This is a genomic window from Desertimonas flava, assembly GCF_003426815.1.
GTDB classification, from domain to species: domain Bacteria; phylum Actinomycetota; class Acidimicrobiia; order Acidimicrobiales; family Ilumatobacteraceae; genus Desertimonas; species Desertimonas flava.
Window position 1 is genome coordinate 243,729 of sequence record NZ_QKYK01000002.1, and the last position, 19,742, is coordinate 263,470.

The following is a 19,742-nucleotide window of genomic DNA, read 5'->3' on the forward strand; positions in this document are numbered from 1 at the left end:
ATCGAGGCACGGTGACGGTGATCACGTTGCTATCACAGTGTTATCACACCGCGATAGCATTGTCTGCATGACGGTTGACACACCGACGGCGCAGTACGGTGAACAGGCCATGGATGCGCCGCCGACCGCTGCCCGAGACCAGGGCCCTCCACCGCGCCCGTCGGCGGGCGCCGGTGCGGACGAGACCCGCGCTGCGCTCCTCCAGGCCGCCCACGACCTGCTCGCCGCCGAAGGTCCCTCGGCGCTGTCGGTCCGGCGGATCGCCGCCGCCGCCGGGGTCAGCACGATGAACGTGTACTCGCGCTTCGGCGGCAAGGTCGGTGTGCTCGACGAGCTGTGGATCGACGGCTTCCGGCGCCTCGGCGAAGCGATGCAGGACTTCCCGCTCACCGACGATCCGTTGGAGAACCTGCGGCGGTGCGGGCAGGCCTACCGCGCCTTCGCTCGCGCCAATCCCACGTACTACTCACTGATGTTCGACCAGGCCGTCCGCGACTTCGAACCCTCCGAGCACGCCAAGGCGGTCGCCTTCGACTCGCTGAGCCGGGTCGTCGAGCGGGTGCAAGCGGCGATGGACGAGGGGGCGATCCCGGCAGGAGACGCCTACCAGGTCGCCGTCGGGCTCTGGGCGTGCGAGCACGGGCTCGTCAGCCTCGAGATGCGCATGGAGCACGACGGCGAGTTCGACTGGGACCACATCGCCCCGGCCACCGTCGCCGCCCTCGTCCGCGGGCTCGCCGCCGGGCGCTGACGGCGGGCCGCCGCGTCAGGGCGTCGTCGCCTCCGTGTCCGGAGCGGTGCCGCCGGTGTCGTCCCCGGCGAACGGCCCGGTGACGGCGAACGTCGCGCCCGGGTCGTACATGTTGAAGAACAGCGTCGACCCGTCGTCGCTGAAGTTGGCGCCGGTCAGCTCGCTGGCGTCACGGGCGTTGCGGGCGAAGATGCTCGTGCTGCCGTCGGGGGCGACCGTGAACAGGTGCTGGGCGCCGGCGCCGTCGCAGCACACCAACAGCCCACCCCACGGTGACACCGTGACGTTGTCGGGCCCGTCGATGGCATCGCTCTCAGGAGCATCGTTCAGCCCGAAGCGGACGACGAGCTCGAGGGTGCTCGCCGCCGGGTCGAGGCGCCAGATCTGCCCGTCGTGTTCCTGGGCCGAGCCGTCGCCGAGACGGGCGAACGAGCTGACCACGTGCACGGCACCGTCTCCGAACCACATGCCTTCCAGCTTGCGCGCCCGGGTCACCTCGTCCAGCTGCGTGCGCGTGTAGGTCTCCACGGCCAGAGGGTCGGGGACCGGCACCCAGCCCACCGACAGGACCGTGCCGACGTCGGAGTACACCGACAGGTCGCCCACGAGGGTTCCCCCGTCCTTGGCGACGAGCGCCTCGAGCGACGCTCCGGCCCGCAGCGATGCCCAGCCACCGAGCGGACGCGAGGGCAGGGCCCGGTAGAGCAGCCCGTTGGGCTCGCTCGCGTCCTCGCTGAGGTAGACGATGCCCGTGGTCGGGTCGATGACCGCAGCTTCGTGGGCGAACCGGCCGAGGCCGTACAGGGGCGTGGGGTTGAGGTTGGCGAACGGATTCACGGGATCGACCTCGAAGACGAAGCCGTGATCCTTCGTGAGGCCGTTCTCGCCGGTCCGCCACTCGGTCTCCTCGCACGTGAGCCAGGTGGCCCACGGTGTCTTGCCGCCGGCGCAGTTGGCGACGGTGCCGCCGAGGCTGAAGTACTCGGCGACGACGCCGTGGGCGTCGTCGAGCTCGGTCGTCGTCGTCCCGCCCACGGCCGCCGGGTCGTAGGTGAGCTCGAGCGCGGCGATCACGTGATGCTCGTGGTCGGGCGGTAGCCATTGCTCGCTGTTGCGCACGAGGAAGCGCCGGCCGTCGATGTCGAACAGCCCGGATCCGTCGAACGCGTCGGGCAGTACCCCGGCGCCGCCGGTCAGGGGGCCACCCGACTCCGAGACGATCTGGTACGTGAAGCCCGCCGGCAGGTCGAGCACGCCAGCCGGATCGGGCACGAGGTCGCCGTAGCCGTTGGCCCAGGAACGGACGGCGTTCCGCCGGGCAGATGCCGGGCGACCCGACGCCGCACCGGCGGTGGTGGAGAACAACGTCGACGTGCCGCCGGTGAAGACGAGGCCGGCGGTGGCGGCGCCGCCCTGGAGGATCTGCCGGCGGGTCAGTCGCATGGGCGCACCGTAGTCGCCTCTCTCGCGGCGTCTGACGGAGGCCCCGCGCGACCGCGGGTGGGACGTCAGATTGCGCAGATGGGACCGTGCCGGTCAAGAATCGGGCGATGCCGACCGAGATCCTCCACATCGAGACCACCGATGGCGTGTGCCCCGCCACGCTCGTCACCCCCGACGGGGAGGGTCCATGGCCGGGGGTGATCTGCTACATGGATGCCGGCGGCGTCCGACCGGCGATGGTCGACGTCGCCGCCAACATCGCCGCGTTCGGCTACGCCGTGCTGGTGCCCGAGATGTTCTACCGGCATGGCGAGTACGCCCCGTTCGACATGCAGAACGTCTTCAGCGATGCCGGCGAGCGCGACCGGCTGATGTCGATGGTGTTCAGCCTGTCCAAGGAGATGGCGCTGAGCGACACGGCGGCGTTCCTCGATGCCCTGTCGGCCCATCCGGCGGTCGCCGGGGACCGCGTCGGCACGACCGGCTACTGCATGGGTGGGGGCATCTCGCTGGCGGCCGCCGGGCGCTTCCCCGACCGCATCGTGGCCGCCGCCTCGTTTCACGGCGGGCAGCTGGCCACGGACGACCCCGACAGCCCGCACCTCGCAGCCGCGACCACCAGGGCGCGCGTCTACGTGGCTGCCGCCAGCGACGACCGGTCGTTCCCGGCCGAGCAGGAGGAGCGGCTGGCCGCCGCGCTCAGCGACGCAGGGGTCGACCACACGATCGAGACCTATCCCGCAGCCCACGGGTTCGTCCTCGCCGACACGCCCGTCTACGACGAGGCGTGCGCTCGTCGCCACGACGCCGCCCTCGAGGCCCTCTTCGGCGCCACCCTCACCGCGTGAGTGCCTGACCGGATGTGCCGGGCACATCCCGTCGGATGATCAGCCGTCGAAGGAGTCGAACGAGTCGGCGCTGTCGAACGACTCGCCGCCGTCGAACCCGGACACGTCAGCCGTGACGTCGGCCGCGAATCCCTCGTCGGCCGCGAACCCGCCGGCGTCGACGCCGAACGTCGGGTCGGGCGCGCTGTCGAAGGACTCGTCGATCGAGGTGTCGAACATCGTGACGCTGCTGCTGTCGAACTCGCCGGCGGCGCCCGAATCGGCGACATCTGTCTCCATCGACACGGGGTCGGCCATCGCCCCGCCGTCGCCGAGATCGGCACCGGGCTCGGAGGGTGACATGAGGCCGTTGTCGTCGCCGAGCGTCGCCGGATCCATCAGGTCGGAGTCGTTGCCCACATCGCCGCCGAGCGAGTCAGGACGCATGAGGTCGGTGTCGTTGTCCTGGCCCGGCCCGTCGGGAGCGGACTCACTCGAGGTGTCGTTCGGGTCCATCAGGTCGGTGTCGTCACCGGAGTCGGGCACGCCGACACCGTCGACGTCGCTCGGGTTCATCAGGTCGGTGTCGTTGCCGGAATCCTCGGAGGCAGAGGCGTCGTCCGACTCGGCGCCGTCGGGCAGCGGGGGCGGCGGGTCGTCGTACCCCGGCGTCGCGTCGGGGAACGACGGGACGACGGTGCGGATGATGCTGCGATCGATCGAGATCGCCGCGGCCTGGGCGATCAGCGCCGCGGCGCCCGCCGAGGAGCCGTCGCCGACGCCGATCGACTCCTGCTGGTACTGCGTGCGCGCTTGCTGGAGGAGGTCGGCCTGCCGGTCGAGCTTGTCCAGCTCCGCCTCGGCGGCTCGCGCCTGCAGCGTGGCGTCCCGGCGCTCGACGTCGAGTTCGGTGACTCGCTGGGCGTGGGTCGCCGCCTGGCTGCGGTGCTCGGCGGCGTCGAGCGTCGCCTGACGCGCTCGAGCCTCGTGCTCGGTGATCTCGGTGCGCCGGCCGATGACGATCTCGCGGTCCTCGGCGGCGTCGGCATGGTCGCCCCGCTTCTCGGCGGCCACGGCGGCAGCCTCGAGTTCGGCGATCTCCTTCGCCGCCTCCTGCGAGAGACGCCGCGCCTGCTCGATCTGCTGATCGGCGGCCTTGGCCGCCTGTTCCGCGGCCTGCTGCTCGCGAGCGGCCTGATCACGGGCGATGCCGATCTCCGACCGGCGGGCGCCGACACCGGCAGCCATCTGTTCCCGCGCGCTCGCCGCCTCGGCGCGCAGGGCCTCGATCTTCGGCTTGAGGTTCCACTGCAGTTGGTAGGGGTCGTTCGGGGCCATGGATGCGACGGTACGGATCGCCGTGGCGGCCGTCGCCCGGAAAACTCCCGGTTCGACGCCCCCGGAGTGCTCGAACGGGGGGCATCCGAGTCCGATCCGCTTGTCGTAGGCTGGCGACGCCCGCTCCAGTAGCTCAGTCGGATAGAGCGACTGCCTCCTAAGCAGTAGGCCGCAGGTTCGATTCCTGCCTGGGGCGCTCGTGTGATGTCGCCGGACATCCCGCACCAGCCGAGCCCCCGATGGAGACTCGGCTGATTCGGCCCCGGCCGCGAACTCCGTCCAGGTCAGCGGGTCGCGTCGTGGCGGCGTCCGCCGCGTGCGAGCAACGCCACAGCGACGCCGACGCCCGTCACGAGCAGCGCCCACACCATCGTCGACGGCGCCGACGTCGAGCCGGTGGGCGGGATCTGCGGCGTGGTCGTCGTGGTGGTCGGGGCCGGCTCACCCTGCGGACGGGACACCTCGCTCGCCGCGAGGGCCATGTCGAACAGCGTGCCGGTGGCGTTCAATTCGAGCACCGGAGTCACCTGTGCCGCAGCCCGGACACCGCTCGCCGGCGAGCGCAGAGCGGCCGGCCCGCTTCCGAGCGAGACGTGGAGGTCGAGTGTGGCGACGGCCTGCAGGCCGACGGCGGTGGCCGAGTCGCTGCCGACGGTGGTCGCGGACTCGGCCGTCACCGTGATCGAACCGAACCACGACAGGACGGTCAGATCGTCGAACGGGAGGTCGGCGATTCCGCGGGTCACCTCTTCGAGCTGCGCGTCGGTCAGGAAGAACTCGCTCGTGATGGGCTGGTTGGGCACGAGGCCGAACGGGATGCCGCCGATGGAGAAGGTCGCGACGTCTGCGGTTGCCGTCGGGGGGTCGACGGACCCGTTGTCGAGATCGTCGACGCGAGCGTCGGCCCGGGACGTGATCTCCTCAGCAGACAGGATCGGGATCGTGCCAAGTCGAGCCGAGGCGACGGCGATGCCGGAGAGGGCTTCGAGCCCGTCGTGGTACGACTGCCAGTACGTGGAGTAGGCGGCGTCGGTCGCGCGAGCGGAGTGCACGGTCAGCTCGCTCAGCGACACCACCGGGCTCACCGCAGGGATCTCTGCCGCGGCCAGCTGGTCGTCGACGACTCCGTATGGTGCGTCCGGCGTGTCGGCTGCATCGGTGACGAAGCTCTCGCCGTCGATCAACGTGTCGCCGTTCAGCTGGGCCACCAGGCCCTCGAAGAGTGGACTGTTTGACGAGGCGTCGATGGTGATCTCACCGATCGAGACATCGGCGGCCTGCGCCTGGGCCGAGCCGCCGGCCGATGCCATCACCGGCGTTTCGGCGGCCGCAGCGAGAGCGACACCGCCGACAGCGAGGCCTCCGGCAAGGGCCCAGCTGCGCACGCGTCGATGAGACTGTGAACGCATTGCGCGCTCCTTTCGTCGTGCGGTCCGCTCCGAGCCGCGCCCGCGCCTCGTGTCGAGGATCGCTGTCTAGGCGAATGGTCCCGCCGTCGAGCGACCTGGGGTAGAGGCGAAGGACCACACCGATGCGACGCGCCGACCGGACCCGGGCCGGCGCTGGCAGGCCGGTGCTAGCCGTCGGCGAGACGGGCGGGGAAGCCGCCCGTCGCGATCGGGCCCCACGACTCGATCTCGAGGCGCAGCAGGCACTTGCCCTGCGCGACCATCGCCGCCCGGTACTCGTCCCAATCGGGATGTTCGCCGGAGATCGACCGGAAGTACTCGACGAGCGGCTCCAGTGCGTCGGGTAGGTCGATCACCTCGAGGCGACCCCACACCTGGATCCACGGACCGTTCCAGTCGTCCGACAGGACGAGGGCCGAGCCGGCGGGGTTGCGCCGAGCGTTGGCGGTCTTGGCCCGCTCGGGGTAGGTCGACACGACGAGCCGGCCGTCATCGTCGACACCGGCGGCGACAGGTGACGACTGCGGGCGGCCGTCGGCTCGCGTCGTGGTGAGCACGACGCGGTGGCGGGGCCGGATGAATGCGAGCAAGTCGTGGCGGTCGACGACGTTGGCGGTGGCGATCGTGCGTGGCATGTGCCCGACGCTAGGACCTCGCGCAATACTCACCGCATGGACGACGTCGCGACCGCGGACCCCTTCGAGTTCGACGCCGAGGTCTGGTTGGCCGACGGTGGGTCGTGGCACTTCGTCAGCGTTCCCGAGGACATCGCCGACGACATCGAGGCTCTCTACGGCCACCGCGCCGCTGGCTTCGGGTCGCTGCGAGTGGACGTCACTGTCGGCTCGTCGAGCTGGAAGACCTCGGTGTTCCCGGACTCGAAGCGGGCCACGTACGTGCTGCCGGTGAAGAAGGCCGTACGGACGGCAGAGCGCCTCGACGCCGGCTCGAGGGCGCGCGTGCGCCTCACCGTCATCGCCTGAAGCCGCCCGCCGAGGTGTGCACGAAGTGCCGACCCAGCGCGCCGAATGCGACCCGTTCGGTGAGCACTTCCCGAGTACCGCCGCGGCGGGCGCTGGGTCAGCGGGGCCGACCGACGTAGCGGAACGTCGACTGGGCGAGCTCGCCGGCGGCGACGGCCGCCAGTTCCTCGTCCGGCCCGATGCCGTCGACGAGCTGGCTGAAGTAGTAGGGGATCGGCGCCGACTCGACGCATTCGAAGTGGGCGTCGAGCGCGCGACGGATCCGGTCTCCGGGGTGGAGGCCGTGGCCGGTCGCCCACTCGGTGCGGTAGTCCGTCCACGACGTGCCCGACTCGAGCCAGTTCTCGCGTTGTTGCGCCAGCCAGCCGGCGGGCACGCCCGAGTCGTGCACCGGCAGGCGGGCGAAGCACCATTCGGCGGCGGCGTCGTCGAACGCCGGCCAGTCCATCTCGAGCACGACGAGAACGCCTCCGGGCGAGAGCGCCTTGGCGGCCCGCTCGACCGCAGCCTCCAGGTCGTCGACGTGGTGCAGCGACAGCGAGGCCGTGATCGCGTCGACCGAGCCGGGCAGTTCGGCCTCGCCGAACGGCGCGACGCGATAGTGGTCGGTCGCCGGGGCGCCGGGATCGATGCCGACGGCGTCGTAGCCGTCGCCGAGCAGCGCCGGGACGATGCCCCCGAACGTCCCGCAACCGATGTCGACGACGACGGCGGGGGCCGGCGGCAGGTGCGGCTTCGTCAGCCGGTAGGCGACGGGCAGCCAGCGTGCCGCGTGCCAGGCGACGGCCACTCGCTCCTGCGGATCGTCGTTGCCGCCGTGAGCGTGATGGCCGTCACGGTCGTCGTGGTCGTCGTGGTCGTGGGCATCGTGCGTGTCAGGGTCGTGCGCCATGCTTGGATCATGCCCGTCGTCCCGACGAACGGCACGATGCGTTGCCAAAACAGCAGATCGGAACGCCAGGGCGCGGACCGCCGCGGCCGGATCTCCTGGCGACGTAACGTCGCGGCGATGGCGCTGTGGAACCAGACGATGATCGCCGTGTCCGACGTCGCCGCGTCGAGCCGCTGGTACCAGGTCGTGCTCGGCGCCGAGAGCGGGCACGGTGGGGACGAGTACGAACAGCTCGTGGTCGACGGGGAGATCGTGATGCAGCTGCACCATCTCGGCGATCCCCACCACCACGCGAGGATCGGCGATCCGGCCGTCCCGCTCGGCAACGGGGTTGCCTTGTGGTTCGAGGTGGACGACTTCGATGCTGCCGTCGCCCGCTGCCGCGAGGCGGGGGTCACCGTCGAGACCGAACCGCACGAGAACCCCAACGCCCGTCAGATGGAGATCTGGCTGCGCGACCTCGACGGCTATCGCGTCGTCCTCGCCGGCCCGTCGGCGTACCGCCCCCGCTGAGCACGCGGCACCTCCGGTGACGGTGGTCGCACGCGACGATCGTCACCTCGCGGACGCCGCCGATGCGAGCTGCGCCTCGAGTTCGGCGATCCGCTCCCGCAGCGGTGCGGTGGCCGCCCGCACCTCCTCGGCGGTGAACCGTGGCGTGATGAGCTTCGGGCAGTTCCAGTCGAACGCCACCACCTCGACGGTGACCAAGCCTTCGAGGCGACCGTCGATGCCGAGCGCTTCGAGGGAGGCCGGGGTCGGGTCGGGATCGAATCGGGCGCGACCGAGCAGCTTGAGGCGGGTGCGGTTGGGGTAGTCGACGGCGATCACGGCGATCCGGTCGTCGCGGTCCAGGTTGCCGGCGGTGATGTACTGCCGGTTCCCGGTGCGGTCGGCCCACGCCATGTGGGTGCGATCGGGGACCTTGATGAACCCGGCCGGACCGCCGCGATGTTGGACATACGGCCACCCGTCGTCCGTCACGGACGCGACGTAGATGCTGTCGCGACGAGCGAGGAAGTCGATCTCCGTGTCGCCGAAACCTCGTGGTGGCGCCGACGCCCTCATCCGGGCGTAGCCGTCGAACGAACCGCGGCGGCGCTGGTGCTGAGCCGCCGCGTCGCCGACCGTGATGTCGAGGTACTGCTGCATGTCAGAACGACAAGATCCGGTAGCCGTCGTCGACGAGCGCTCGCACGCTGGCGACGTGCCCGGCCCGATCGAAGTCGCCCGCGGGATCGCTCACGATGAGCACGGGGGTCTTGCTCTCGGTGGTGGACATGAGTTGGATTCTCCTTGGACGGAACGTCCGGTACAAATGGTGGACGTCGGTGGTTGCTGGTTGATGGATCGTGGTGGCTGGTGGCTGGTGGCTGGCGCGCGGATCAGGCGGCGGCCTCGCCGAGGAGCCGCTGGGGGAGCAGCCTGACGGCGCGGGTGAAGGCATCGCGGTCACCGGTGACTCGGGAGACGACGAGAGCACCCTCGATCGCGGCAACCGCGTCCTGTGCTCGGGCCAGCGCCGTCGGGGCGTCGGCGCCGGACTCGCGGGCGAGCGCGGCGAAGATGTCGATCCAGGCGGCGGCAGCGGCGGCGAGGTTGGTTGCCGCGTCGACGCCGGGCTCGCCGACCGACAGCATGTCGAGCAGGCAGTAGCGAGCTCCGCCGTCGTAGAACCGATCGAGGTTGGCCGCGATGGCCGCCACGCGCTCGTGGAGTGGATCGTCCCGGCCGGCGGGGGCGAGGACGGACGAGGCGAACTCGTCGAGCACGGCGGCGCTGGCTTCGGCGGCCATCTGCTGCTTGCCGCCCGGGAACCGGTGGTACAAGCTCGACTTCTGCAGCCCGGTGGCCTCGGCGATCGCGTTCAGACTGGCGCCTTCGTAGCCGACCTGCCGGAACAGTCCCGTCAGCCGCTCGACGAGCTGCTGGTCGGTGACGAGGCGAGGGGCCATGCGAGGACTGTACCGATCGTTCGGTTCAAACGCAACAGCTCCACGCATCGCCGCTCACGCCGTTCCGAGATAGTGCCTGGCACTATCTCGGAACGGGTCAGCCCTTGACGGCGCCGCTCATGCCGTCCCCGCTCAGGAAGAAGCGGCGGAAGATCATGAAGAAGGCGATCGGCAGCACGGTCGAGATCGCCAGCGCGGCGAGGAACACGTCGAGCTGCAGGGTGTCGCGCACGAGCGGCAGCCGGACCGACAGCGGCTGGATCGACGGCTCGGGCAGGACGATCAGCGGCCAGAGGTAGTCCTTCCACGACACGAGCACGGCGAACACGGACACCACGCCGACCACGGGCTTGGACATCGGCAACACCACCGACAACAACAGCCGCAACGGCCCCGCCCCGTCGACGCGGGCTGCTTCGATGATCTCGGTCGGCAGGTTCTCGAAGAAGCGTTTGACGAGGATCACGTTGAACGCGTTGGCGCCCGCAGGCAGCCAGATCGCCCAGTACGAGTTGAGGAGCGAGGTGCCGGTCAGCGGCATGTCGAGCACGGTGAGGAACATCGGCACCAGCAGCACGACCGGAGGAACGAACAACGTCACGAGGATCGCCCCGGTGACGATGCGGGCATACCACGGTCGCAGGATGCCCAGCACGTAGCCGCCGGTCACGGCGACGAAGAGCTGCGACAGCCACGACCCGACGGCGATCTTCACCGTATTGACGAAGTACCGGCTGATCTCGGCGTCGTCCCATGCTTGGCGCAGGTTGTCGAGGTCGACACCGCTCGGCCACAGGCTCATCGGCTTCGTCAGCGTGTCGCGCGTCTCCGAGACCGCCGACTTGGCGAGCCACAACAGCGGCCCGAGCCCGACGACCACCAGGACCGCGAGGAGCCCGGCGTGGACGGCCAGCAGTGTCCAGCGCACGCCGCGCCGTTGCCGATCGAGCGGCGAGATGATCGCCCGGGTCACTTCGTCGACCAGCTCTTGGTGAGGCGGAAGTACACCGCGGTGAACACGGCGAGGACCGCGGCGAGCATCAGGCTCAGGGCGGCGGCGGCGCCGTAGTCCCCGCCGCCCCCGGCGCCGAACGCATAGCGGAACAGGAGCAGCACCACGGTCATCGTGGCGTTTGCCGGTCCGCCCTGCGTGAGGAGGTAGGGCTCGGTGAACAGCTGGAACGTCCCGATCAGCTGCAGGATCAGTGTCACGAAGAGCACGGTCCGCAGCTGCGGCAGCGTCACGTGCCAGACCTTGCGCCACAGCGATGCACCGTCGACCTCGGCCGCCTCGTACAGCTCGGTGTTCACCGCCGTGAGCGCGGCGAGGTAGATGATGACCGTCGCACCCGCTGACGACCAGGTGGCGAGGAGGACGATCGACGGCATCGCCCAGGTCGTCGACTGGAACCACGGGTACGGCCCGAGACCGATCCAACCGAGGATCGTGTTGAACGTCCCGCGCGGTGAGGCGTCGTAGAAGACGCGCCACAGCAGGATCGACGCGACGGGCGGGATGACGACCGGCAGGTAGGCGAGGCCGGCGTACAGCCCGCGGCCCCGGCGCAACTCGCCCACCAACACGGCGAGGATGATCGGCAGCGGGTAGCCGAACACCAGGGCCAGGAAGGCGAACCAGGCGGTGTTCTTCACCGCCGTCCACAGCAAGGGGTCGTCGAGCACGCGCCGGAAGTTGTCGAGGCCGGTCCACTGCGCGGCTTCGACGAGATTGGTCTCCTGCACGCTGAGGATCCCGGCCCGGACGAGCGGCCACCAGGCGAAGCAGCCGAAGACGAACAGCATCGGCAGCGCCAGCAGGAACGTGGTGAGCGGATGGCTCGCCGTCGCCCGGCGGCGCTGCCGGAAGCGGGTCGGCGACGGTGACCGGTCGGCCCCCGGACGAGCCGCGCCCCGGCCCGCCACCGCCGTGGTGGTCGAGGCCGTGGTGCAGTCGTCCGGGAGCAGTCGCATCGTGGTCAGCCGGCAGCCGCCTCGACCAGTGCCGTCACCTCGGCATCGGCGTCGGCGAGCAGGGCGGCGATGTCGGCACCCTCGTCGGTGAGCACCGTCTGCACGACGGTGTCGAGGATGGCGTACATCTCCTGTGTCGACGCCGGCGGCTCGGGGATCAGCGGCTGGTCGCCGATGTTGTCGCGGAACCCGGCCATCTGCGCTTGCGGCACGTTGACGAAGTCGGCGACCCAGGCGTCGGATTCGGCGAGCTGCTCGGCGCTGAAGATCGGCAGCGCCGGTGTCCCGATCGGGGCGTCGTTGGCGGCCAGCGCCTCGGCGTCGGCGACGGCGGCCTCCTCCGTGGTGAGCTTGGCCATGTAGTAGAAGTCGATCCACTGCACGGCCGCGGCCCGCTCAGCGTCGGTCGCGTCGGCGACGACGGCGGCGATCGTGCCGCCACCGAGCACGCCCGCGTCAGGTCCTTCGAGGGGCAGCACGGTGAGGCCGTACGTGTCGGGATCGATCTGATTCTCCGTGACGAGGCTGTTGTACACGTCGGATCCGCCCATGTACATGCCGATCTGGCCACCGGCGAACGCCTGGTTGATCGTGCCCCAGTCGAAGAGGAAGTTCGACCCCATCGAGTTGTCCTCCCATCGGAGGGCGTGGAGGTAGTCGAGGGCTGCGATCGTGCCGGGGTTGTCGATGGTGACGTCGACGGAGCCGTCCTCGGCGAGCTCCTGGAGGCGCCCGCCGAAGGCGTAGCTGAGCGTCGTGAGCATCCAGCCGCCCGTGTTGTTCTGGGTCATCTGGGCGAACCCGGCCATGCCGGTCGCCTCGGAGATCGCCTTGGCCGCGGCGCGGACCTCCTCCCAGGTCGTCGGCGGAGCGTCGGGTTCGAGACCGGCCTCCTCGAAGAGGGCCCGGTTGTACTGCAGGCCGATGCCGTAGGCGGCGATCGGGATGCCGTACGTGTTGCCCTCGGCGTCCTGGGCGACGCGCAGGACGTTGGGGTTGAAGCTGTCGGCGTACGGCAGGGCGGCCACCTCAGCGCTGATGTCGGACACCTGGCCGCGCTCGACGACACCCGTCGTGTCGGTGAACGCCATCTGGAAGACGGTCGGCATCGTTCCACCGGCGAGCTGGGCGGCGAACGTGGCGACGTCCCACTCGTACTCGGACGGTTCGATGTCGATGTTCGGGTGCAGCGCCTCGAACTGCTCGACGCGGGCGAGGAACGCCTCGCGGGCGCCAGCTTCGGTGCTCGGCGGCAGGTTGCTCACCGAGATCGTCACCTCCTCGGCGGTGGTCGCCGAGGCGGTGCCGTCGGCGAGCTGACCACCGGCGATGGCCGCGGCCCCCGGGAGGATGGCGAGCAGGGCGCCGTGGCGCCGCCGCCGGTTCGTGCGTGATGTGTTCATGAGGTTCCCCTTGTCTCGGTCGGGTCGTAGCTGGTGGGCGGGTCGGTGAGTTGGATCCAGGCGGCGGTGTCGGTCGGGAGGCCGCCGTCGACCAGCGGGCCGCTGGCGAGCACGACGGCACCCGCCGGCAAAGGTGCGGCCGTGTCGGCGAAGTTGACGACGCATGCCACAGCGCCGCGCCGGAAGGCGATCACGTCGTCGTCGCCGTCGAGCCAGACGAGGTCAGCGGTCTCGTGGCGGAGGTTCCGGCGCAGGGCGATGACATCCCGGTAGAGGGTGAGCATCGAGCTCCGGTCGCCGGTCTGGGCCTCGGCGGTGCGGTCGGCCCAGTCCGGTGGCTGGGGGAGCCACGGCGCCGACCCGGCCGGCCCGAATCCGTACGGCGGAGACGTGCCCGACCAGGGCAGGGGCACCCGGCAGCCGTCCCGACCCGGGTCGACGCCGCCGGATTGGAAGTGCATCGGGTCGTGCCGGTGTTCGGGCCCGAGGTCCTCCACCTCGGGCAGCCCGAGCTCGTCGCCCTGATACACGTAGAGCGTGCCGGGCAGCGCCGCCGCCAGCAGGATCGCCGCCCGGGCCCGTCGCGTTCCGAGCTCGAGATCGGTGGGGGTGCCGTGTCGCTTGGCGGCGAAGGAGAACGACGAGTCGGAACGGCCGTAGCGGGTGACCACTCGCGTGACGTCGTGGTTGGCGAGTACCCAGCTCGCCGGCGCGCCGACGGCGGAATGATGGGCGAGCGTCGAGCGGATCGACCGCCGGAGGGCCGCCGCGGTCCACGGCGCGGCGAGGAAGTCGAAGTTGAACGCGCCGTGGAGCTCGTCGCTGCGCAGGTAGTGGCCGAACCGCTCGACGTCTTCGAGCCACACCTCGCCCACGAGTACGCGCGGCGGGTCGTACCCGTCGGCGATCCGCCGCCACGAGCGATACAGGTCGTGGATCTCGTCGCGGTCGGCGTAGGGATGGGGCCGGTCGCCGAGGGTCTCCACGTCGGGCAGGCCGGGATCCTTGATGGCCAGGGCCGCGGAGTCGATGCGGAACCCGGCGGCGCCCCGGTCGAACCAGAACCGCAGCACCTCCTCGTGCTCCTGGCGGACGGCGGGGTGCTCCCAGTTGAGGTCGGGTTGGGCCGGTGCGAAGAGGTGGAGGTACCAGTCGCCGGGGGTGCCGTCGGGCTGCTGGGTGCGCGTCCACGCCGACTCGCCGAAGTGCGACTGCCAGTCGTTGGGCGGCAACTCACCGCCGGGCCCCCGGCCGGGCCGGAACCAGAAGCGGTCGCGCATCGGCGAGCCGGGCCCGCCCTCGAGCGCCTCCACGAACCACGGATGCCGATCCGACACGTGGTTGGGGACGATGTCGATGATCGTGCGGATGCCGCCCTCGAGGGCCTCGGCGATCAGCGCCTCGGCTTCGGCGAGCGTGCCGAAGGACGGTTCGATGGCGCGGTAGTCGGCGACGTCGTAGCCCCCGTCGGCCAGCGGCGACGCGTACCACGGGTTGAACCACATGGCGTCGACGCCGAGATCGCGGAGGTGGCCGAGCCGGGCCCGCACGCCCGCCAGGTCGCCGACACCGTCGCCGTTGCCGTCGGCGAAGCTGCGGACGTACACCTGGTACACGACGGCGTGACGCCACCATTCCGCGGTCGATTGCACGATCGGTTGCCCCCTCGACACCCCCGGGCCGCGCCGGATGCGCCGCCGTTGTCCGTCACCTCACCACAGCGGACCGCATGATGCAAGAAGTCGCGGAACTTACGCAGAATCACAACAGATGCGCGCTCGCTGCAAGCGCGCGTGCGTCAGGCCGGCCCCGTGGACGCCCGGACCACCAGCTCCGGTGCGAACAGGAGCTCGGTCGGCCCGTCCCTCCGACCGTCCAGTTGGCTGACGAGCCGTTCGACGGCCGCCCGGCCCATCGACTCGATCGGCTGGCGCACGGTGGTCATCGGCGGGTCGGTGTGCTTCATGAACGCCGAGTCGTCGAAGCCGACGATCGACACGTCGCCGGGGACCGTGCGCCCGCTGCGGCGCACCGCCCGCACGGCGCCGAGGGCGAGCGGGTCGCTGGCGCAGACGATCGCCGACACGCCGGTGCCGAGGAGCTCGGTGCTCGCCGCCTGCCCGCCCTCCGCCGAGAACATCGTGCGCCCGATCCGCTCGTCGTCGATGGTGACGCCGTGACGGGCCGCGGCGGCGCGGGCTCCGTCGACCTTGCGGTTGCTCGGCACGTGGTCGGACGGGCCGACGAGCATACCGATGTTCCGGTGCCCGAGGGCCACGAGGTGGTCGACGGCCTGCTCGGCGGCCATCGCGTCGTCGCAGGACACGCGGGGGAACTGCAGCCAGTCTGCGGCGGCGTTGATGAACACGACCGGCAGGTTGCGCTCGGCGAGCTTGGCGTAGTGGCCGTGCGGGGCGTCGGCCTGGGCGTACAGACCGCCGGCGAACACGACGCCGGACACCTGCTGGTCGAAGAGCAGGTCGACGTAGGCGGCCTCGGTGAACCCGCCGACCGTCCGCGTGCACAGCACCGGAGTGAAGCCGTGTTGGGCGAGGGCGCCGCCGATCACATCGGCGAAGGCCGGGAAGATCGGGTTCTGCAGCTCGGGCAGGACCAGCCCGACGAGCCGGGCCCGTTCGCCGCGCAGCTGGGTGGGGCGTTCGTAGCCGAGGACGTCGAGGGCGGTGAGCACGGCGTCGCGGGTGGCGTCGGACACGCCCGGTCGTTGGTTGAGGACGCGGCTCACCGTCGCCTCGCTCACCCCGACATGGCGGGCGACCTCGGCAAGACGGCGCCGCATGCCCGCAAGACTACGACATCCGACTGCAAGTTCTTGCACGGGGGTGCGACGCCAACCGCCCGGCGTGTCCCCGAGGCGTCAGGTGCCCCCGAGGATCTCGTCGATGACGGCGAGGTTGCGCACCGCGTCGTCGGGCGAGATCGGAACGGGCGTGCCGTCGAGCACGGCCGCGGCAAAGGCGTCCGCCTGCAGGGCGTACTGGTCAGCGGTGTCGATCGAGATCACGTCCAGCGCTGGAGCGACCGGCGGGTCGCCTCCGGCGGCGACGAGGATGCGGGTCGGGCGGTCGGGCGGGATGTTGAAGGGGATCTCGACGGTGATCCGCCCCTGGGTCCCGAACAGGTCGACGCGCTGGTCCGGCTCGAGCTGGGTGGAGCACGAGAACGTCGCCTGGCGGCCGCCGAAATCGAGCACGGCGGACGTCAGCACGTCCGTACCGAACCTGGGGTCGCGGCGGACGACGCCGTGGACGGCAGTGGGCTCGCTGTCGAACAGCCAGCGCGACACGTTGATCGGATAGCACCCGATGTCGAGGAGTGCCCCGCCACCGAACGCGGCGACGTTGCGGATGTCGAGGGGATCGATGTTGCGGTACGCGAATCGAGCCTGCACGCCCCAGAGCTCGCCGATGGTGCCCCGGCAGACGAGCGCGTGCACCCGCTGCCAGAGCGGATGGAAGCGATACATGAACCCCTCCATCAGCACGACGCCGGCGGCGCGGCACGCGTCGACCATCGACGCGGCGTCGGCGGCGGTCACGGCCAGTGGCTTCTCGCAGAGAACGTGTTTGCCGGCCTCGGCGGCTCGCAGGGTCCACGTCCGATGGAGGTGGTTGGGCAGAGGGATGTACACCGCGTCGACGTCGGGGTCGGCCAGCAGGGCCTCGTACGACCCGTAGGCGCGAGCGATGCCGAGCGACTCGGCGAGCGCCGTGGCCCGGTCACCGTCGCGCGACGCGATGGCCAGCACCTCGCCGCGGGTCGATCGCTGGGTTGCCGGGATCACCTTTCCCACGGCGATCGCCGCGCCACCGAGCACCCCCCAGCGGAGCCGCGCCCCGGGGCGGCTCATTCGAGACCCTGTCGCGCGCGTCGGTACTCGGCGGCGACGAGATCGGTCAGCTCGTGAACGGACGTCTCGTCCACGAGCCGGTCGTAGGTGATTCGTCCGTGCTGCACGAGGTTGACACGATCGCACACGTCGAGGATCTGCGCGTAGTTGTGGGCGATCATGATCATCGAGACGTCACCGCGCCGTTTCAGCTCGCGGATCAGGTCGAGGATCACCATGCTCTCCTTCGCCCCCATCGCGGCGAGCGGTTCGTCGAGCAGGATCACCCTGGCGTCGGAGAAGAGGGCCCGGGCGATGGCGATCGCCTGACGCTGTCCACCCGACAGGTACGCCACATCGGTCTCCACCGACGGCAGGGCGATCGCCATCTCCTGCAACCGTTGGGCCGCCATCCGGCGCATCCGCCGGCGATCGAGCAGCGGGATCCATCGGAAGGTCAGCTCACGCTTCAGCGCCATGTTCAAGTACACCGGGAGCTCGTCGATGAGGGCGAGATCCTGATAGACGGTCTCGATCCCTCGTTGGCGGGCGTCGTTCACCGAGCGAAGTGTGACCGCCTCGCCGCCGATGAAGAGCCGGCCGGCGTCGGGCGGATGGAAGCCGGTGAGGATCTTGACGAGCGTCGACTTCCCCGCACCGTTGTCGCCGATGAGGCCCAGCACCTCACCCTCGTCGAGGTGGATCGACACGTCGCGAAGAGCGGTCACCGGGCCGTACCGCTTGGCGAGGCCCTCGGCACGGATCACCGACGTCCGACCGGCACTCATGTCTGCCTCATGCGCAGGCGCAGCCGGTTGGCCGCGACGTTGAGGACCATCGATGCGATGATCGCCACGCCGAGGATCATGTTGAACGTGAACGAACTGATGCCCTTGATCGTCAGCCCGTCGCGCAGCGTGCCGAGCACCACCGCGCCGAGCAGCGCCCCGATCACCGTGCCCGAGCCACCGGCGAGGGCCGTCCCCCCGATGACCGCGGCGGCGACGCCCTGGAACATGACGGGCGCGCCGCCCGCCAGCGGCTCGAACGACGTGATGCGGAATCCCTCCAGGAGTCCGGTGAGACCGGCGAGCGCGGCGGCGAGCATGAAGTTGCCGACCTTGATCCGCTTCGTCGCGATACCGGCCTCGCGGGCCCCGATCGGATTGCCGCCCGTGGCGACGGTGTAGATGCCCCACCGCGTGCTCGACAGCAGCAGGTGCAGGGCGACCGCCAGGCCGACCGCCCACCAGAACCCCGAGAAGTCCGCCCCGCCGAGCACGTCGGCGACCGTGCCCTTCGGCGCCGGCTTGGGGAACCCGTCCGAGATCGTCAACGTGAACCCGTTGAGGAAGAACAGCATGCCGAGCGTCGTGATGAACGACGGCACGCCGGTCAGCACGGTGATCAGCCCGTTGGCGAGACCGACCAGCGACGCGCCGGCCACGGCCAGGACGGCGGCGATAGCGAGGGGAACGCCGGCCTCATGCGCGGCGTGGAGGATGAACGGAGCCATCGCGTAGATGTGGCCGAGCGACAGGTCGATCTCGCCGGCGACGAGCAGCATCACCTGGGCCATGGCTAGGATCGCGACCGGCGCCGTGAACTGGGTGATGACGCGAAGGTTGTTCTCGGTGGTGAAGTTCGTCGCGGACACCGCGAAGTAGCCGAAGAGGACGATCGCGACCACGGCGATGCTCGCCTCGCGCCGGCGGGTGACCACGTCGAGGGCCCGCCAACCCACCCCCACGCGCGCGGTCGGCCGCTCGGCGGGCGGACCGAGGGGCGGATCGGCCGGCGGCTCGACCGCGCGCTCCTGCAACATCAGTCGGACGCCCCGATCAGCTGCTGTGCGTCGGAATCGCCCTCGAACCGGCTCGCCGTCTCCAGGAAGAGGCCGGCGCCCGCTTGATCGAGGAACACGAGTCCGGTGTTGGTCTCGGGCGGCAGCACGACCCCTCCCGAGAGCTTCGAGAAGTAGAGGTACTGCACCGGCAGGAACCCTTGGAGGTAGGGCTGCTGATCGATCGTGAAGTCGATCACGCCTTGTGAGAGCAGCTCGACCGTCGTCGGGAGCAGGTCGAAGCCGCCGGCACCCAGCAGGCCCTGGTCTCGGGCCGAGTGTCGCTGCACCACCTGGGCGACCGCCTGGGTACTGCCGGCGTCGACGGCGAACATGCCGACGGCGTCGGTGTTGCCGAGGTACCACGCCTCGACCGCGTTGAGCTCCTCTTCGAGCACGGCGCCGGTCGCGATGTCAACGGCCTCGATCGCCGCCCCCGACTCGGCGATGGCGTCGAGAGCACCGTCGATGCGCGGCTGGATGTTGAGCTGCCCCGGGGTGGCGATGAACAGCGCCACCTTGCCCTCGCCGACGAGCTCGACGATGCGCTCGCCCATCGCGTACCCCGAGCCGTAGAGGTCTTGGCCGACGTAGGCGAGTCGCCCGTTGGCCGCGTCGGCGTTGTACGAGACGACGGGGATGCCGGCGTCGAGGGCTTGCTGGATCGGATCGTTGAACGCCTCGAGATCGACGAGGGCGACGGCGATGCCGTCGGCACCCCCCGCCACGGCCGCCTCGAACGCGTTGACCATCTCGGCGTTGTCGGCGACCTCGGAGCCGGTCCATTGGAACGTGGTCCCCAACAACGCCGAGGCGTCCTCGATGCCGTACTGCGTCGGCACGAAGAACGGATTCGTCGTGACGTGGTTGATGAACACGAAGTTCCACTCCGGTGTCGCCGGGAAATCGCCGGCCCCGCCCGTCCGTCGGGCGGGCCGGCCGCTCGCCCCGGCGACCGATCCCACCCCCTGACTGACGGCCAGTCCAGCCGCCATCGTCATCCCCATCGTGCGCAGTGCGTCGCGCCGTGAGTGGTGTCGTCGTGATTCCATGGTCCCCCCTTGTGGTTGTGGGCTC

21 protein-coding genes and 1 tRNA gene are annotated in these 19,742 nt (G+C 70.5%); 5 read left to right on the top strand and 17 right to left on the bottom strand.

Annotation, left to right across the window (positions count from 1 at the left end):
- Window positions 1-67 precede the first annotated feature (67 nt).
- Window positions 68-751 carry a TetR/AcrR family transcriptional regulator gene (locus tag DN771_RS03750; protein ID WP_116995980.1) on the top strand — a complete coding sequence of 228 codons (684 nt, stop codon included), beginning with the start codon at window positions 68-70 and terminating at the stop codon, window positions 749-751.
- A gap of 15 nt (window positions 752-766) precedes the next feature.
- Here the strand turns inward: DN771_RS03750 and DN771_RS03755 are convergent, their stop codons facing one another.
- The gene (locus DN771_RS03755) at window positions 767-2,194 is read right to left on the bottom strand and encodes an alkaline phosphatase PhoX (protein WP_116995981.1); all 1,428 of its coding nucleotides are present in this window, start codon (window positions 2,192-2,194) and stop codon (window positions 767-769) included.
- Window positions 2,195-2,301: 107 nt separating this feature from the next.
- Between DN771_RS03755 and DN771_RS03760 the strand changes: the two genes are divergently transcribed.
- A complete protein-coding gene (locus DN771_RS03760; protein WP_116996161.1) occupies window positions 2,302-3,042 on the top strand; it encodes a dienelactone hydrolase family protein in 741 nt (246 codons plus the stop codon).
- Window positions 3,043-3,081: 39 nt separating this feature from the next.
- Here the strand turns inward: DN771_RS03760 and DN771_RS03765 are convergent, their stop codons facing one another.
- Entirely contained in the window at window positions 3,082-4,359 is a 1,278-nt protein-coding gene (locus tag DN771_RS03765; RefSeq protein WP_116995982.1) for a hypothetical protein, read from the bottom strand.
- A gap of 122 nt (window positions 4,360-4,481) precedes the next feature.
- On the opposite strand from DN771_RS03765, the gene DN771_RS03770 reads away from it, so the two are divergent.
- Window positions 4,482-4,555: transfer RNA gene (locus tag DN771_RS03770), tRNA-Arg, on the top strand.
- A gap of 88 nt (window positions 4,556-4,643) precedes the next feature.
- On the opposite strand, the gene DN771_RS03775 is transcribed toward DN771_RS03770, so the two are convergent.
- On the bottom strand, window positions 4,644-5,768 hold the full coding sequence (locus tag DN771_RS03775) for a hypothetical protein (RefSeq protein ID WP_162941493.1): 1,125 nt from the start codon (window positions 5,766-5,768) through the stop codon (window positions 4,644-4,646).
- 167 nt (window positions 5,769-5,935) lie between these two features.
- Window positions 5,936-6,403, bottom strand: a complete 468-nt coding sequence (locus DN771_RS03780; protein ID WP_116995984.1) for a PPOX class F420-dependent oxidoreductase — start codon at window positions 6,401-6,403, stop codon at window positions 5,936-5,938.
- A 36-nt stretch (window positions 6,404-6,439) separates the two neighbouring features.
- Here DN771_RS03780 and DN771_RS03785 point away from each other — a divergent pair, with 36 nt between their 5' ends.
- Window positions 6,440-6,751 carry a DUF1905 domain-containing protein gene (locus tag DN771_RS03785; protein WP_116995985.1) on the top strand — a complete coding sequence of 104 codons (312 nt, stop codon included), beginning with the start codon at window positions 6,440-6,442 and terminating at the stop codon, window positions 6,749-6,751.
- A 97-nt stretch (window positions 6,752-6,848) separates the two neighbouring features.
- On the opposite strand, the gene DN771_RS03790 is transcribed toward DN771_RS03785, so the two are convergent.
- Window positions 6,849-7,643 carry a class I SAM-dependent methyltransferase gene (locus DN771_RS03790; RefSeq protein ID WP_116995986.1) on the bottom strand — a complete coding sequence of 265 codons (795 nt, stop codon included), beginning with the start codon at window positions 7,641-7,643 and terminating at the stop codon, window positions 6,849-6,851.
- Between the two features lie 117 nt (window positions 7,644-7,760).
- Between DN771_RS03790 and DN771_RS03795 the strand changes: the two genes are divergently transcribed.
- Window positions 7,761-8,156, top strand: coding sequence for a VOC family protein (locus DN771_RS03795; RefSeq protein ID WP_205528404.1), 396 nt, complete (start codon window positions 7,761-7,763; stop codon window positions 8,154-8,156).
- A 42-nt stretch (window positions 8,157-8,198) separates the two neighbouring features.
- Here DN771_RS03795 and DN771_RS03800 read toward each other — a convergent pair whose 3' ends face one another.
- From DN771_RS03800 to DN771_RS03850, 12 genes are all read right to left on the bottom strand, one after another.
- Entirely contained in the window at window positions 8,199-8,795 is a 597-nt protein-coding gene (locus tag DN771_RS03800) for a pyridoxamine 5'-phosphate oxidase family protein (protein ID WP_116995987.1), read from the bottom strand.
- A gap of 1 nt (window position 8,796) precedes the next feature.
- Entirely contained in the window at window positions 8,797-8,925 is a 129-nt protein-coding gene (locus tag DN771_RS30645; RefSeq protein ID WP_276113459.1) for a hypothetical protein, read from the bottom strand.
- A 103-nt stretch (window positions 8,926-9,028) separates the two neighbouring features.
- The gene (locus tag DN771_RS03805) at window positions 9,029-9,598 is read right to left on the bottom strand and encodes a TetR/AcrR family transcriptional regulator (protein ID WP_162941494.1); all 570 of its coding nucleotides are present in this window, start codon (window positions 9,596-9,598) and stop codon (window positions 9,029-9,031) included.
- A gap of 97 nt (window positions 9,599-9,695) precedes the next feature.
- Window positions 9,696-10,571, bottom strand: coding sequence for a carbohydrate ABC transporter permease (locus DN771_RS03810; RefSeq protein ID WP_116995989.1), 876 nt, complete (start codon window positions 10,569-10,571; stop codon window positions 9,696-9,698).
- The gene (locus DN771_RS03815) at window positions 10,568-11,569 is read right to left on the bottom strand and encodes a carbohydrate ABC transporter permease (protein WP_116995990.1); all 1,002 of its coding nucleotides are present in this window, start codon (window positions 11,567-11,569) and stop codon (window positions 10,568-10,570) included. The genes DN771_RS03810 and DN771_RS03815 overlap by 4 nt, the downstream gene beginning before the upstream one ends.
- Before the next feature lie 5 nt (window positions 11,570-11,574).
- On the bottom strand, window positions 11,575-12,972 hold the full coding sequence (locus DN771_RS03820) for an ABC transporter substrate-binding protein (protein ID WP_116995991.1): 1,398 nt from the start codon (window positions 12,970-12,972) through the stop codon (window positions 11,575-11,577).
- Window positions 12,969-14,624 carry a glycoside hydrolase family 13 protein gene (locus DN771_RS03825; RefSeq protein WP_162941495.1) on the bottom strand — a complete coding sequence of 552 codons (1,656 nt, stop codon included), beginning with the start codon at window positions 14,622-14,624 and terminating at the stop codon, window positions 12,969-12,971. The genes DN771_RS03820 and DN771_RS03825 overlap by 4 nt, the downstream gene beginning before the upstream one ends.
- Before the next feature lie 146 nt (window positions 14,625-14,770).
- Complete coding sequence (locus tag DN771_RS03830) at window positions 14,771-15,772, bottom strand: LacI family DNA-binding transcriptional regulator (RefSeq protein WP_116995993.1); 1,002 nt, start codon at window positions 15,770-15,772, stop codon at window positions 14,771-14,773.
- Between the two features lie 78 nt (window positions 15,773-15,850).
- Window positions 15,851-16,843, bottom strand: a complete 993-nt coding sequence (locus tag DN771_RS03835) for a Gfo/Idh/MocA family protein (protein WP_116995994.1) — start codon at window positions 16,841-16,843, stop codon at window positions 15,851-15,853.
- The gene (locus DN771_RS03840) at window positions 16,840-17,610 is read right to left on the bottom strand and encodes an ATP-binding cassette domain-containing protein (protein ID WP_116995995.1); all 771 of its coding nucleotides are present in this window, start codon (window positions 17,608-17,610) and stop codon (window positions 16,840-16,842) included. The genes DN771_RS03835 and DN771_RS03840 overlap by 4 nt, the downstream gene beginning before the upstream one ends.
- Window positions 17,607-18,647: an ABC transporter permease gene (locus DN771_RS03845; RefSeq protein ID WP_116995996.1), complete on the bottom strand. Its 1,041-nt coding sequence runs from the start codon at window positions 18,645-18,647 to the stop codon at window positions 17,607-17,609. The genes DN771_RS03840 and DN771_RS03845 overlap by 4 nt, the downstream gene beginning before the upstream one ends.
- Window positions 18,647-19,717, bottom strand: coding sequence for a sugar ABC transporter substrate-binding protein (locus DN771_RS03850; RefSeq protein ID WP_205528406.1), 1,071 nt, complete (start codon window positions 19,715-19,717; stop codon window positions 18,647-18,649). Before DN771_RS03850 ends, DN771_RS03845 begins: the two co-directional genes overlap by 1 nt.
- Window positions 19,718-19,742: the final 25 nt, after the last annotated feature.